The organism is Pseudomonadales bacterium, from assembly GCA_024234165.1.
In the GTDB taxonomy this organism is placed as follows: Bacteria; Pseudomonadota; Gammaproteobacteria; order Pseudomonadales; family UBA5518; genus UBA5518.
In genome coordinates, this window is sequence record JACKOP010000005.1 from 110,341 (window position 1) to 124,789 (window position 14,449).

At 64.7% G+C, this 14,449-nt stretch carries 14 protein-coding genes; 1 reads left to right on the top strand and 13 read right to left on the bottom strand.

Annotation, left to right across the window (positions count from 1 at the left end; translation table 11 throughout):
- Positions 1-217 precede the first annotated feature (217 nt).
- A complete protein-coding gene (gene cysE / locus H7A12_15505) occupies positions 218-1,039 on the top strand; it encodes a serine O-acetyltransferase (protein MCP5322189.1) in 822 nt (273 codons plus the stop codon).
- Positions 1,040-1,051: 12 nt separating this feature from the next.
- Here the strand turns inward: cysE and H7A12_15510 are convergent, their stop codons facing one another.
- From H7A12_15510 to pilO, 13 genes are all read right to left on the bottom strand, one after another.
- On the bottom strand, positions 1,052-1,702 hold the full coding sequence (locus H7A12_15510; protein MCP5322190.1) for a cytochrome c4: 651 nt from the start codon (positions 1,700-1,702) through the stop codon (positions 1,052-1,054).
- Between the two features lie 34 nt (positions 1,703-1,736).
- Entirely contained in the window at positions 1,737-2,453 is a 717-nt protein-coding gene (locus H7A12_15515) for an SCO family protein (GenBank protein MCP5322191.1), read from the bottom strand.
- A complete protein-coding gene (locus tag H7A12_15520; protein MCP5322192.1) occupies positions 2,453-4,033 on the bottom strand; it encodes a cbb3-type cytochrome c oxidase subunit I in 1,581 nt (526 codons plus the stop codon). The genes H7A12_15515 and H7A12_15520 overlap by 1 nt, the downstream gene beginning before the upstream one ends.
- Positions 4,030-4,815 (bottom strand): cytochrome c oxidase subunit II, encoded by a 786-nt coding sequence (coxB, locus tag H7A12_15525; GenBank protein MCP5322193.1) that lies wholly within the window; start codon positions 4,813-4,815, stop codon positions 4,030-4,032. Before coxB ends, H7A12_15520 begins: the two co-directional genes overlap by 4 nt.
- Positions 4,805-5,647 carry an SCO family protein gene (locus H7A12_15530; GenBank protein MCP5322194.1) on the bottom strand — a complete coding sequence of 281 codons (843 nt, stop codon included), beginning with the start codon at positions 5,645-5,647 and terminating at the stop codon, positions 4,805-4,807. Before H7A12_15530 ends, coxB begins: the two co-directional genes overlap by 11 nt.
- 35 nt (positions 5,648-5,682) lie before the next feature.
- Positions 5,683-6,450 (bottom strand): heme-copper oxidase subunit III, encoded by a 768-nt coding sequence (locus tag H7A12_15535; GenBank protein MCP5322195.1) that lies wholly within the window; start codon positions 6,448-6,450, stop codon positions 5,683-5,685.
- Between the two features lie 197 nt (positions 6,451-6,647).
- On the bottom strand, positions 6,648-7,709 hold the full coding sequence (gene hemE, locus H7A12_15540; protein MCP5322196.1) for a uroporphyrinogen decarboxylase: 1,062 nt from the start codon (positions 7,707-7,709) through the stop codon (positions 6,648-6,650).
- Positions 7,710-7,833: 124 nt separating this feature from the next.
- Positions 7,834-9,333, bottom strand: a complete 1,500-nt coding sequence (locus tag H7A12_15545; protein ID MCP5322197.1) for an AAA family ATPase — start codon at positions 9,331-9,333, stop codon at positions 7,834-7,836.
- Positions 9,334-9,347: 14 nt separating this feature from the next.
- Positions 9,348-10,445, bottom strand: a complete 1,098-nt coding sequence (aroB, locus tag H7A12_15550) for a 3-dehydroquinate synthase (protein ID MCP5322198.1) — start codon at positions 10,443-10,445, stop codon at positions 9,348-9,350.
- A gap of 117 nt (positions 10,446-10,562) precedes the next feature.
- Positions 10,563-11,087, bottom strand: a complete 525-nt coding sequence (aroK, locus tag H7A12_15555) for a shikimate kinase AroK (GenBank protein MCP5322199.1) — start codon at positions 11,085-11,087, stop codon at positions 10,563-10,565.
- Between the two features lie 14 nt (positions 11,088-11,101).
- The gene (locus H7A12_15560; protein ID MCP5322200.1) at positions 11,102-13,303 is read right to left on the bottom strand and encodes a type IV pilus secretin PilQ; all 2,202 of its coding nucleotides are present in this window, start codon (positions 13,301-13,303) and stop codon (positions 11,102-11,104) included.
- Between the two features lie 14 nt (positions 13,304-13,317).
- Positions 13,318-13,839 (bottom strand): pilus assembly protein PilP, encoded by a 522-nt coding sequence (locus H7A12_15565; protein MCP5322201.1) that lies wholly within the window; start codon positions 13,837-13,839, stop codon positions 13,318-13,320.
- Complete coding sequence (gene pilO / locus H7A12_15570; protein ID MCP5322202.1) at positions 13,839-14,447, bottom strand: type 4a pilus biogenesis protein PilO; 609 nt, start codon at positions 14,445-14,447, stop codon at positions 13,839-13,841. Before pilO ends, H7A12_15565 begins: the two co-directional genes overlap by 1 nt.
- Positions 14,448-14,449: the final 2 nt, after the last annotated feature.

The following is a 14,449-nucleotide window of genomic DNA, read 5'->3' on the forward strand; positions in this document are numbered from 1 at the left end:
CGCGACGACGCGAAACGCCGGCATATCCAGGAATGCATCCGCAGCAATCCCACCCGCTGGCTCCATGCCATCACCCGTAGGGGCGACCGGCGGTCGCCCTCTCCCCGGCGTCGCCCTCTCCCCGCGTCACCCTCTCCCCGCGTCACCCTCTCCTCGCATCGCTCCCTGCTGCTCGACTAAGCTGTCAGCCTTTCGTCGACGCCGACCGGAGACTTCGATGCCCGTACCGCCCGTAGCCGCCTCCAGCGAACCAGATCATGTCTGGCACTCGATCCGTGCAGCGGCAGCGCGCGAGGCTCGTGACGAACCGGTGCTCGCCAGCTTCCTGCATGCGACGATCCTCAATCACGACAGGCTGGAGGCCGCACTCAGCTTCCACCTCGCGCAGAAACTCGGGAACCCGGCTGCCCCCGCGCTGCTGGTACGCGAAGTGATCGAACAGGCGTTTGCGAGCGACCCGTCCATAGGACACGCGATCCGCTGCGACCTGCGTGCCGTGCAGCAGCGCGACTCGGCGTGTCCGGATCACGCGGTCGCATTCCTTTTCTTCAAGGGATTCCACGCGCTCGAGTCGTACCGCGTCGCGCACTGGCTGTGGTGCGCCGGGCGCCGTGCGCTGGCGCTGTTCCTGCAGCACCGCATTTCCTGCGAGTTCGGAGTCGACATCCACCCGGCGGCCCGCATCGGTTGCGGCATCCTGCTCGACCACGCGACCGGCGTCGTGATCGGCGAAACCGCCGTGGTCGGCGATGACGTCTCGATCATGCAGGCGGTCACGCTCGGCGGCACCGGCAAGGTCGGCGGCGACCGTCACCCCAAGGTCGGTTCGGGCGTGCTGATCGGCCCCGGCGCGGGGATCCTCGGCAACATCCGCATCGGCGACGGCGCCCAGGTGTGCGCGGGCAGCGTGGTGCTCACCGAAGTGCCGGCGCACACCACCGTGGCCGGGGTTCCGGCGAAGGTGGTCGGCCGCCCCTGCAGCGAGCAACCGGCGCTCGAAATGAACCAGGCACTGGCCGGCAACCCCACACAGCCGTAAGTGGTGCCCGGACTACCGGCTCAGCGTGGCCACGTATTCGGCGACTGCGCTGATGTCGTCGTCCGTTAGCCGCCCTGCAACATCGCGCATCACGTGCGCCAGGTCGTTGTCGCGTGTTTTCGTGCGATAGGCCTGCAGTTGCGCCGCAACGTAAGCCGCGTGTTGCGAGCCGATCGCAGGTGCCAGCGTAGTCGGTGGCAGTGTCATGGTGGCAGCCCAGTCCGCTTTACCGCCACCCGCGGGGCCATGGCAACCGGTGCAGGCGGGAACCACCTCGGGGCGTCCCTTGCCCTCGAAGTAGAGCTTCTTGCCTGCCGCGAGACGGTCCTGGTTCGCACTCGCACCCTGCGAGACCGGCTGCGCGGAGAAAAACGCCGCCAGGTCTTCGATGTCCTGGTCGCTGAGGGGCTGCGCCATCGGACTCATCTGATCGTTCTTGCGCCGCCCCGTCTTGAAGTCGTGCAACTGCTTCTCGATGTACAGCGGCAACTGACCGGCAAGCTTCGGCCAGGCCGCGACCAGGCTGTTGCCATCGGGTCCATGACAAGCCATGCACGCCGCCGCCTTGGTCCTGCCCGCTTCCACATTTCCTGCGGCAAGGACGGGCGATGTCCCGGATATCGCGACCGCAACAGTTATCCCCGCTGCAACCAGAAAACGCATGGCTGTTCTCCTTGTGTATCGTTCGTTCACGTGGCTAATTCCCCACCCGGCCCGGCCCGGTCGCACGATCGGACACGTCCCGGCGCGTCAACCGACGCAAGTCGGCGAGCATGGTCTGCGGCATGAACGGCGGGGAAAAGACTGCCTTCAGCCTGGCCTGCGGATCGACCAGGAAGATCGCCGCCGTGTGATCGACCGTGTAATGGCCCTGGTCCGCGGATCCATTGTTGCGCTGGAACATCGCGCCGAAGTGCTTCAGCAACGGTGCCAGCGCCTCGTCGGAGCCAGTGGCTGCGATGAATGTCGGATCGAACGCGGACACGTAGTCCTTCAGCAGATCGAGGGAGTCCCGTGCCGGGTCCACCGAGACGAACAGCACCCGCGGCTGCTCGTCCCGATTCAACCCGGAACGAACCTTTTTCATCACTCCCAGCGTCGTCGGACATACGTCAGGGCAATACGTATAACCAAAAAAAACGAATGTCCATTGCCCCTCGAGCGTCTGTCGCGTGACGTCGCCCTGCGTTCCGCTCAGGCGAAACTCGGGCACGGGATGGGTGTCGTCGACGACCGTCGCGGAAAGCACCGTTGCCTGCGGACCCGCTGGACTGGATGTCTCGCGGCGACGCAGTGCACTGCGCACGAGTACCGCCCCGCCGATCGCGACGACGAGCCCCGCGACCACCAGGCGCCGCTGCGGACCGGAGCCGCGTGCGCCGACGCCAACGGGGTTCCCGCTCGCCACGAACATCAATGCCGTTCGTACGAATACGGCGTCCAGTCCTCCGTCACCGTGGGCGGCTTGGGCCAGTTGCCGTGCGGGGGCGGTGAAACCGTGGTCCACTCGAGGGACTTCGACCCCCAGGGATTGTCGGATGCCTTCGGGCCCTTTGCTGCACTGACGAGCCAGTTGAGGACCGAGATCACGAAACCGAGACCGAGGATCGCCGCGCCGACGGTCATCCAGTGCTGCGCCGGCTCAACCTGCGGAAATTGCGAATAGTCGTAATAGCGGCGTGGCATGCCATACCGGACGCCAACGTCCATCATGATCCAGAAGACCATGTTCACGCCGATGAACGTGGTCCAGAAACCGAGTTTGCCCCAGAACTCGTTGTACATACGCCCGGTGATCTTGGGAAACCAGTAGAACACGCCGCCGAAAATCGCGAACGTGCCGGCCACCGCCATCACGTAGTGGAAATGGCCGACCACGTAGTACGTCTCCGACAGGTGCACCGTCAGCGATGTGACCGCCAGCGGAATCCCCGTCAGGCCGCCGATGAGGAACAGGAACAGCACCCCCAGTGCGTAGAGCATCGGCGTCTCGAAGGTAATGGCGCCCTTGTAGAGGGTACCCGCCAGACTGATCACGAGCAGACCGACCGGGACCGAGATCATGAGGGTGGTGATCATCTGGCCGATGCGAAGCCAGTCGGCCATGCCCGAGACGTACAGGTGGTGGACCCAGACCTCGCCCGAGACGAGCACGACGCCGACGACACCGCCCCAGATCGCGACCTTGTGGTTGAACACGCGGTTCTTCGCGAAGGTCGCAACAATCTCGAACACCACGCCGATGTAGGGCAGGAAGATCACGTATACCGCCGGGTGCGAATAAAACCAGAACAGGTTCTGGTAGATCAGGACATCACCGCCCTGCGAGGGATCGAAGAAGTGCGTGCCAAGGTACTTGTCGAAGGTGATCAGCGTGACGGCCGACCCCAGAACCGGCACGAAGATGAGCTGCAGCACGAAGGCACCGAGCGTACACCAGACGAAGATGTTCAGGTTGCTCCACTTCAGACCGGGGGCGCGCATGAAAGCCACCGTGGTGAGAAAGTTCACGCCGCCCAGTATCGAGGCGAAGCCCAGCACCAGCACGGTGAAGGTATAGAGCGCCGTGTTTCCGGTTGTGATCGTCGAGTAGGGCGGATAAGCGGTCCACATGATGTCCGGCGGGTCCGGCACCAGGAAAGTGAAGAGAGCGAGGATCACGCCCAGGTAGAACAGCCAGACCGAAAGCGCATTGATCCGCGGGAAGGCCACGTCCTTCGCACCGATCATCAGCGGGATGCAGTAGTTGGCGAAGAAGCCGGTCAGTGCCGGGATCTGGAAACCGAGGATCATCACGGCCCCGTGCGTGTAGAGCCACACGTTGTAGGTCGTAGGATCCGCCGTGATGGTTGGACCGAGCGTCGTGAGTTCGATGCGCATCAGCAGCGCTGCGATACCGGCCACGGCAAACGCGGCGATCGACCCGATCAGGTACAGGATGCCGACCCGCTTGTGGTCGGTCGTGAAGATCCATTCCTTGATGTTGACGCTCACTGTTGCTCTCCGTGAATTGGATCCGAGGTGGCAGCAGATGCCAGCCTGGTGGCTTGCTGCTCGAGCCAGGCGTCGAACTCGGCCGGTGGCAGGACGATGATCTTCCCCGACATGTACGAATGCATGACGCCGCAGAATTCCGCGCAGGTGACGATGTGCTCACCGGGTTCCTTCGGATAGAACCAGAGATAGGTCACCCGGCCGGGCATGGAGTCTTCCTTGACGCGGAAGTCCGGGATGAAGTGGCTGTGTATGGTGTCTCGGCTGGTCATGCGCAGGAGCACCGGCTTGCCCGCCGGGACGCGCAGCTCGTTCTGCGTGTGCACGCCGTTGGCGTAGGTGTAATCCCAACTGTACATCCCGGATTCGAGCTTCACCTCCAGGCGGTCTGCGGGCACGTCGCGATACTTGTTCCACAGCGTCCAGCCCTTGGCGCCCACGTAGAAATCGTCGGCGAGGAAGGCGAACGCAGGGATGACTGCCCAGCCGACCGCGGCGGCTACGCTCAAGCCGATGGCCGTGCCGGTCTGACCCGGCTTCTTCGCGCGGTACTTGAGGAGGAACCAGGCAATGATCAGCGCGAAGACGATGCCGATCACCGAAATGTCCACGAGCACCATGTGCCAGAGCCGATCCCAGCCGTCGGCCGGATCCTTGATCGGGCCGGTGGCAGTGGCAGGTTCGTTCGCTAGCACCCGCACGCTCAGAATGGTGGCCGTCACCCCCCATGTCGCGGCAATCGTCCGGATACGCCATCCGGGCGCGTTGTATTCAGATCGCATTCGCAGGTCTCCTGGCAAGTTTTCTGCGGTATCCGAGCAATCCTGCGCCCATCAGACCAAGCCCGAACAGCAGGGACCCGAGTCCCGCGAGCAGTGCGTAGTTGGGCTGATAGCGACCCTCGGAGTAGTTGTAGCTGAAGCATGCCCCCGTAATCATGTCGAACATGGCGGAGGCGGATCCGCTGATACGCCCCCAGTCCGCATCGATCAGGGCGAGCTCGATGGTCCTGGCATCCAGTTGCGTGCCGTAGATGTAGCGCGCCACGCGTCCCTCGGGGGTCAGGAACACCAGTACGTTGGGGTGCAGAAACGTCTTGTCGATACGCGACCAGAAGTACCGGAATCCGATGGTGCCGGCAAATCGCTGCTGTGCGTCGGGCGCCGCATCGTCCAGGACCGCGAATCGCCACCCTGCCCGTAACGAAGGGCTGAGTTCCCTCATGGTGTCCGCGAACTGCCGTGCCGCGAGGTCGGTGTCCTTCGGGTCGAAGGAGACGGTGAGAACCCGGTAGTGGCTGCCCGATTGAAAGCGCTCGAGCTGCGCGAGCGCCCCGGCGAGGTTCTGGTTCACGGTCGGACACGAACCGTCGCAGCCGTAGTAGGACAGAACCAGAATCAGGGGCTTGCCCAGCATATCGCCCAGAAAGAACCGCTTGCCGTCCTCGCCCAGCAGTGCGGTTTCACGCGCCAGCGGCTGACCGAGAAAGCGTGTTTCATCGATCTTCATGATCGCGGGATCGATGCTGGTGCGGACGTTGGCTTCGGGCGGTGTCCCGACCGCGTGGGCAAACCCCGCCAGCAGGAGGGTGAGCAACGCAGTCGGAAGGCGCATGACGTGAGACCAGTGCCTGGGTAGGTTGACGACGACTACCAGAAATAGACCTGGGTGACGACGAAGAACCAGATGATGTCGACGAAGTGCCAGTACAGCCCGGCCGTACGCCAGAAGCCGATTGAAGGATTCCCTGCCAGCGCCGACGGCAGCCCGGCCAGGAAGATCGACAGGCCCACGATCACGTGGCCACCGTGGAAGCCGGTGATCGAGAAGAAAGCCGTACCGAATACGTTGGTGGAGATGTTGAACCCCTCGTGCATGAGATGGTTCCACTCATAACCGGACATGCCCAGGAAGCTTGCGCCGAGCACGATCGTCAGGATCAGCCAGGTGCGGAACCCGGCCTTGTCGCCCTTGTGCAGCAGACTCTCCGCGTAGTGGATCGTGAAGGAAGACGACACGAGCGCCGCCGTCATCACCAGCGGCAGGCCCTTGGAAATGACGGGCGTGTTTTCCGGTGGCCAGTCAGGTGCGTGCAGCCGCATGAACCAGTACGACACGAAGAACGAGACGAAGATCATCGCCTCCGCGAGGATGAACCATCCCATCGCGCCGTAGGAAAGGCCTTCACCGTGCCCCATTGCCTCGCTGGTCCAGCCAGCCACCGAGGCGATCACGAGCACCACGCCCACACCGAGCGCGATGGTTGCCGCCAACGGCAGGTGGTAGACGAACCAGAAACCGAAGGCGAACACCAACGCGAGAATGCCCATGCTCACCGCAAAGGGCCAAACGCTCCACTCCCAGTGCTCTGCGTGTGGATCCGTGTCGCCGTGCACCGCGCCCGCAACTTTCGACATTCGACACGCCTCCTCGGATGCGCCACCCGGGTTCCTGCCAGGCGGCGGCCTTGTTATCTCGGGTAGCGGCAAGGCAGCGATGGGCGCCGCCTCAACACCCCGGGTTTATTCATCCCTTGGGCGATCCTAACAGCGCTTGCCACCGCTAGACAATGGTCGTGACGTCCATGGTCGTGACGTCCAGACCGGCAGCCCGACTAGCGGTGATATGCCGGCGAAAGCTCGCGCACCGCCTCGACCAGCACACGCACGTGCTCGGGGTCGATTTCCGGCGTCACGCCGTGACCGAGATTGAACACATGGCCGCTGCCCGGGCCGTAGGAGTCGAGCAGCGCAGCCACTTCCGCACGGATGCGCTCGGGCGGAGCGCGCAGGATCGCCGGGTCCATGTTGCCCTGCAGCGCAACGCGACCACCGGTCTGACGGCGCGCGGCACCAAGGTCGGCGGTCCAGTCGAGACCGACGCAATCACAACCGCTGGCGACGATGTCCTCGATCCAGCCACCGCCGCCCTTCGTGAACAGGATCACCGGTACATCACGGCCGGCTCCGGCACGCAGGCCCGCGATGATCTGCGTCATGTACTGCAGTGAAAATTCGCGGTACGCCGCGTGCCCGAGCACGCCTCCCCAAGTATCGAACAGTTGCACGACCTGCGCGCCGGCACGGATCTGCGCATCGAGATAGGCGATGACCGCGCGCGCCAGCAACGCCAGCAACCGGTGCATGGACTGCGGATCGGTGAAAGCCAGCGTCTTGATGCGCGCGAAATCGCGCGTCGAACCGCCTTCCACCATATAGGTCGCGAGCGTCCACGGGCTGCCCGAGAAGCCGATCAGCGGAACGCGCCCGTCGAGTGCGCGCGAAATCGTACGCACCGCGTCGATCACGTAGCCGACGTCGCGCTCCGCATCGAGTTCGGGCAGTGCGGCAATGTCGGCGGCACTGCGTACCGGGCGATGGAAACGCGGCCCTTCACCCGCCTCGAAATACAGCCCGAGGCCGAGTGCGTCGGGCACGGTGAGAATATCGGAAAACAGGATCGCCGCATCGAGGTCGAAGCGCTCGAGTGGCTGCAGCGTCACCTCGCACGCAAGCTCCGGACTGCGGAACAATTCGACGATGCCCCCGGCGTGCGCCCGTGTCGCGCGGTACTCCGGCAGGTAGCGGCCCGCCTGGCGCATGATCCAGACCGGCGTGCGGTCCACTGGCTGGCGGCGCAGCACGCGCAGCAGCCGATCGTTCCTGAGTTCTGCCATGGTCACCTCGATCTGGCTGGAGGACGCGATTGCGGGAGAAAGGCCATCGTGACAACGGCCTCCCGATGCAACGGGAGCGCGATTCTAGCGATGCTCGGCGGAGCTCACAAATCGCCATCCGCTCTCAACGCGAACGCCCGGCACGAATCTCGCGCTGCACGGCATCGACTCGACGCACCCAGGGCGCCTGGCCGCCGAGCTGCGCCGTGATTTCGCGGGCGGCACGCTGCGCGCTCACTTGGTCCGGATAATCGCCATGCACCAATGCGTACCAGCGGCGACCCTGGCTCAGCTTGCTGTAGCGGCGCAGCGGCAACGACTGGCGCGCTGCGAAACGCTGCAGCTTCTGCAGATCGTCGGCGGCCATGAGCTGCAGCAGGTAATGCGAACCGTCGAGCGACAGCAGGTACTCTTCGTCTGTGTCCGCAGACGCTGCCGCGGGTGGCGCAGCGACCACCGCCGGTGCGACTGCCGTTCGCGGTGCGCCGGCACCCGCCTGCGGTGGTGCGCCGACGGGTGCAGTTGGCGCTGATTCCGGCTCTGGCCCTGGCTCCGGTTCTGGCTCTGGAGCGGGTACTGGCGCCGGTGCCGACGTCCGTGACGCCGCCACGTCGGCGCCGGCAGGCTCTGCAGACTCCGGCGCAGCGACCTGCGCCGCAGCCTCCTGCTTCACACCGACATCTGCAATCGGGGGCGCGTCCCCGCGTACGGTCGCTGCTGCATCGGTCGTGATTTCGCGGACACCCCCGCTGCGCGATTGTTCCGCCATCGCGTCGTCCTTGCCGAACAGGTTCCAGACATAGAGTCCGCCGAGAAGCAGCAGCGTGACCACGACCACGCCCAGATGCCACAGCGGCAGCGACGCCAGCGGTCGCTGCTCGACTTCGAGTTCGTCGATCAGCAGCTGGCGCGCCAGTGCATCGATGCGCCCCGGCATTCCGCCCGACAGACGATGGATATCCTCGAGCTCGGCGGCGTTGAACGGTGGCTCGGACTCCAGACCCGCGGTCTTCAGACGGTAGTGCAGGTAGGCGTGGGATTCGTCACGCTCGAGCGGCGCGAGTTCGATCAGGTGAACCATGACCGTGGCCGGCAGCGCGGCACGCAACGTCGTCGACCACGACTCTTCGGCGAAAAGGATCAGGCGCAGGCGCCCCGAAGTCTGCGCGAGCAGTGGTGCCAGCAGCGCCAGCGCATCCGCATGCAGGTGCTGCGCGTCGTCGAACACCAGCCAGCACAGCACACCCTCGCCGCGACACTGTTCGCAGAACGACGCAAGGCGCTGCAGGCCGTGCGCAAGGTCCGGGTCCGCGACCATGGGCAGGCCGAAGCCGGCGAGCACGCGGCGCAGCAACTGCTCGGGACCGTCGAGCAGCGCCGTCTCGACCACCGCGCAGCGTGTGTCGGCGCCGCACTGCGCAACAAAATGCGCCAACGTGGCTGACTTGCCCGCTCCGGCAGCACCGGCGACCAGCAGCACGCTGTCACCAAAACGCGCAAGGTGCTGCAATTGTTCAACGATTTCCTGGCGACCGCCGCCGGGGTAGAAAAGCCCCTGCACGCCGCCCTCGGCAAAAGGATCCCGGTCGAGTCCGTAGTGCAGGTACCAGTCGGCGTCTTCCATGCTGCCGCTTCGTGTCAGGACCGTGCGCCGCGCACGACGTCGCTCACCACCCCGACCAGCACCTCGAACGGGAAATCCGCCGACACCACTGCTTCTCCCAGCGCACGCAGCAGCACCAGACGCAGCTTGCCCGCCGCCACCTTCTTGTCGACGGCCATCAACGCCAGGAATTCCTCGACATCGAGTCCTGCAGGCGCCTCCACCGGCAAGCCGGCCGCCTGCAGCAGCTCCCTCACCGCCGCCACATCCGCACGCGGGATCCAGCCGAGTCGTGCCGACATCTCGCTCGCCATCACCATGCCGATCGCAACCGCCTCGCCGTGCAGCAGGCTCGTGTACCCGGTCGCCGTCTCGATCGCGTGTCCGAAGGTATGACCGAAGTTCAGCAGCGCGCGCGCCCCCTGCTCACGCTCATCGGCTGCGACGACGCGTGCCTTGGCGGCACACGAACGACGAACCGCCTCCACCAGTGCTGCCTTGTCGCGCGCTCGCAACGCAGCCATCGCGCCGCGCTGCCAATCGAGGAACGGGCGGTCGCCGATCAGTCCGTACTTGATCACCTCGGCGAGTCCGGCCGCCAGTTCACGTTCAGGCAATGTTGCCAGCGTGTCGATGTCGGCAATCACGCCGCACGGCTGATGGAACGCACCGATCATGTTCTTGCCACGTGCATGATTGATTCCGGTCTTGCCTCCCACGGACGAATCCACCTGCGCGAGCAGGGTGGTCGGCAACTGCATGAACGGCACGCCGCGCTGATACGTCGCCGCCGCGAAACCCGTGATATCGCCGATCACGCCACCGCCGAGCGCGATCAGCGTGGTGTGGCGATCGCAGCGCGCTTCGAGCAGCGCATCCCAGATCGACGCCAGCGCCGCGAGATTCTTGTGCTGTTCACCGTCGGGCAGGATCTTCACCAGCGCCAGTCGTTCACCGAGCGCGGCGCGCACACGCTCCAGATACAGCGGCGCGACGGTCGTGTTGCTGATCAGCGCGATCCGCCCCTGCGGCACGTGACGCAACAGCAGCGTGGCGTCGGCAAGCAGGCCCGAGCCGATATAGATGGGATAACTGCGCGCGCCCAGGCCGACTTCGAGGATTTCTGCAGGCATGTGTGTCGCTGGCGCCCCTGATCGTGCTGCGCGCCGATGCGGTGCGCCGGAGGCGTCCAGCTTAACGGTGAAAGCGTCGCCTCACCAGCACACCGGCCAGCGCGCGCAGCGCGGCCATCACTCGTCGCGCACACCCAGGAATTCGAGTATTTCACGCACTACCGAGCGGGCGCCGCGGCCGTCGGTGCGCACGACCAGATCGGCAACCTCGCGATACAGCGGATCGCGCACTGCAAGCAATGCGCTCAGCACCGTCTCGCGGTCGCCGGCACGCAGCAGCGGTCGCTTGCGATCGCGTCGCGTGCGCGCGAGCTGCTGGCGCACCGAGGTTTCCAGATAGACCACGCTGCCCATTGCGGCGAGCAGGCGACGATTTTCCTCACGCATCACCGCACCACCGCCCGTGGCGATCACCGCAGAGCGCGCCCCGGTCAGTTCACGGATGATCGCGGTTTCGCGATCACGGAAGCCCTGCTCGCCCTCGACGTCGAAGATCCACGCAATCGTGGCGCCCGAACGCTCCTCGACCAGGGTGTCAGTATCGTGAAAGCCCACGCCGAGTGCATCGGCCAGGGAACGGCCGATGGTGCTCTTGCCGGCCCCCATGGGGCCGACGAGCACCACCGTACCCGGATACGCCATCGACGGGCGATCGATCAGTCGAGCAACTTCTCGCTGAGGATGCGCGGCGTGATGAAGATCAGCGTCTCGTTCTTGTTCGACTGGACCACGTCCTTGCGGAACAGCTTGCCGATGTACGGAATGTCTCCGAGCAGCGGCGTCTTGGTTTCGGCCGTGATCTCGTTGGTCTTGAACACGCCACCAAGCACCACCGTCTCACCGTTGCCGACCAGCACCTCGGTGTTCAGCTCCGTGGTATCGATGGTCGGGATCTGGGAGCCGAACTCGCCATTGATCAGCTCGCCGATCGAGTCCTGGTTGATCACCAGCTTCATCAGCACACGGCCGTCCGGGGTGATGTTCGGCGTCACGTCGAGCCTGAGCACCGCGTCCTTGAATTCGACCGTGGTCTCACCCGAGGCCGCCGACTTCAGGTACGGAATCTCCTTGCCCTGTTCGATCGTCGCCTGGCGCTTGTCGCCGGTGATCACCTTCGGCTGCGAGACGATCTCGCCACGGCCCGAGGCCTCCATTGCCGAGAGTTCGGCGTTCAGCAACAGGTTGTTGTTGGTGAAGCCGATCGCAATCGAACTCGTTCCCTGGCCGGTCACGCCGAGGTCGACCGCCAGCGCATCCGGAAACGTGAGCTCGGGGTTCGGGTCATCCAGCTGATCGAGGGTCTTCATGCTGCCACCCGCAGTAACCCTGTGCTGATTGCCCTGGTGCAAGCCCCCGCCACCCCACTGCACGCCGAGCTGGCGCGAGAAGTCGGCAGAAGCGACCACGATCCGCGCCTCGATCAGCACCTGGCGGATCGGCACGTCGATCAGCTTGATCAGCCGGCGCAGCTCCTCGAGCTTCTCGGCGGTTTCGGTGACCATCAGCGAGTTGGTCCGCTCGTCGACGATCACCTTGCCGCGTGGCGACAGGATGCTCGCTTCCCCCTGCCGGTCACGGTAACCCTCACGACCCTGCTGCGTTTGCGATGCGCCGGTGGCAACGTTCTGGTTGGTGCCGCGATTGCCGAACAGCTTGAACAGGTCCTGCGCGCTCGCGTACTTGATCCGGATGAATTCGGTCTGCAGCGGAGCGAGTTCCTCGATCTGACGGTTGGTCTCGATCTCCTGGCGCTCGCGCTCGGCGATCTCTGCCGCAGGCGCCACCATCAGCACGTTGCCGATGCGACGCTTGTCGAGCCCCTTCGTCTTGAGGATCAGATCGAGCGCCTGATCCCACGGCACATTCTGCAGGCGCAGCGTGATGCGCCCACCGACCGTGTCGCTCGCAACCAGGTTCAGCTCGGTGAAGTCGGCGATCAACTGCAGGACCGCACGCACCTCGATGTCCTGGAAGTTCAGCGACAGCTTCTCGCCGGTGAACTCGAAATCCTTCTTCTTCTCTTCGACTTCCTGGCGCGTCAGCGGCTTCACTGCCACGACATAGGTGGTATCGGCCTGATAGGCCAGGTAGTCGTACTCGCCGCCGACCTTGATGCCGACATTGGTCTGCGCGCCCGATTGCGCGACGTCGACCATCTGCACCGGCGTGGCGAAGTCGACGACGTCGTAGCGTCGCTGCAATTCGACCGGCACCGTCGTGTCGAAAAACGACACCTTGATCATATTGCCCTCGAGGCGCACATCGACGTCGGTGTGCGGATTGGCGAGCTGCAATTCGATGCGACCCTCGCCATTGGCACCACGGCGGAAATTGAAGTCGGTGATGCCTGACGCTGCCGCCTGCGTGCGCGCCGGTACGGCATGCGCTTCCCCGCCGCTACCGCTCTGCGCGAGGTACTGCGCCGGCTGATTGCCACCGACACTGACCACCAGCTCGTCACCACTGACCGTGGCCTCGTACGGCATTACCTGGACCAGGTTCACGATGACCCGTGTGCGCCCGCCAGCCTCGACGACCACCACGCTCTGCGCGTTGTCGAAGGCGAGCGTGTGTTTCTTCTGCGCGAGCCGGCTGGACACCCCCGGCAGATCGAGCGCGATGCGCGCCGGCTTGTCGATCGTGTAGGACTGCGGCGCGGGCGGCGTGCCGTCGAACTTCATGCGGATCTCGAACTTGCCACCCGGCAGCGCGTTGAATCCGATATCGGTCATGGATACCGGCGCGGCCAGCGCGGAAAGCGCAGGCAGCAACAACGCCAGCAGCAGTGCGACGGGGGCCTGCCACCAGCCGCGGACCGTAGCGGTAACGCGAGGCGATCTGAGTTTTACGCTGTCCATACTGTCTCCGCGCTCTACTGTTCTGTCAGCTTTATCGTTCGGGGGCGTTCGATCCATCCACCGACGCCATTGGGCACGATCTCGACCACCGAGACTTCGGTCGCTGCGACGGTGACGATCTTGCCGTGGTTCCTGCCCAGGTAATTGCCCGTCGTGACGCGATGGACTCCGCCTTCCTCGTCCCGGATCAGCACCCAGAGGGTCCCCTTCTGTTCCAGCGTGCCCACCATCGCCAGCCCCTCGATGTTGAAGCGCTCGAGGAACTCGCGTGCACGCAGCAGATCCGGTTTCACCACCTTGCCGGTCTGCAGCGTCGCCGTTTCCTTCGCGCTCAGCGGCACGTCGAATGGTGCACGCAGCGACTGCGCCGAATAGGTGAACGACTGGTACGGCTTGAACGCGGGAATGGGTTCGATCGCCCCCGCCGGGCGCGCCTGCACTTCGGCCATGTACGCGTCCAGATCGGAGAAATCCCCGCCGCAGCCGCCCAGCAGAGCGGCCCAGAACACAAGGCTTGCTGTTCGCTTGACGCCCATCATTCTTCGCCCTTGTAGCGGTACGTCCTGGCCTGGATCTGCATGGTCAACTGCCCCGCGTTGCCACCGGGGGCGATCGTGAAATCATGCAGGGTCACGATTCTCGGCAGCCCGGCCACACCGCTCGCGAAGCCTCCGAGATCGTGGTAGGCGCCCTTGACATTGATATTGATGGGAAGCTCCACGTAGAACTCGGCCGCACGCTCGCCCTCGAGGGCGATGCTGTTGAACGTGAGTCCGGCGTCGACGCCCTTCTCGGTGATGTCCTCGAGCAGTCCCGGCACCTCGGTGTCCTTCGGCAACTGGCTGAGCAGTGCACCGAACTGCTCCTCCATCTCGGCGAGTTGCGCGCGCAGCGCGTCGAGATTCGCCACCTGGAACGCCTTCATGCGGAACTCTTCGCGCAGCTGGGTCTCACTCTGGCGTGTCGCCTCGTACTGCGCCTGCATGTCCTTCAGGTGGTAGTTGTAGCCGAGGAAGCACACCAGTCCGAACGCCACCACCCACACGATGATCTTCACCGCCACCGGCCAGGCGCCGATGTTGTCCAGCGTGAGTTCGGACAGATTGACTTCCCTGAGCGCCTTCAGCGAATCAGCCAGTGCCATGT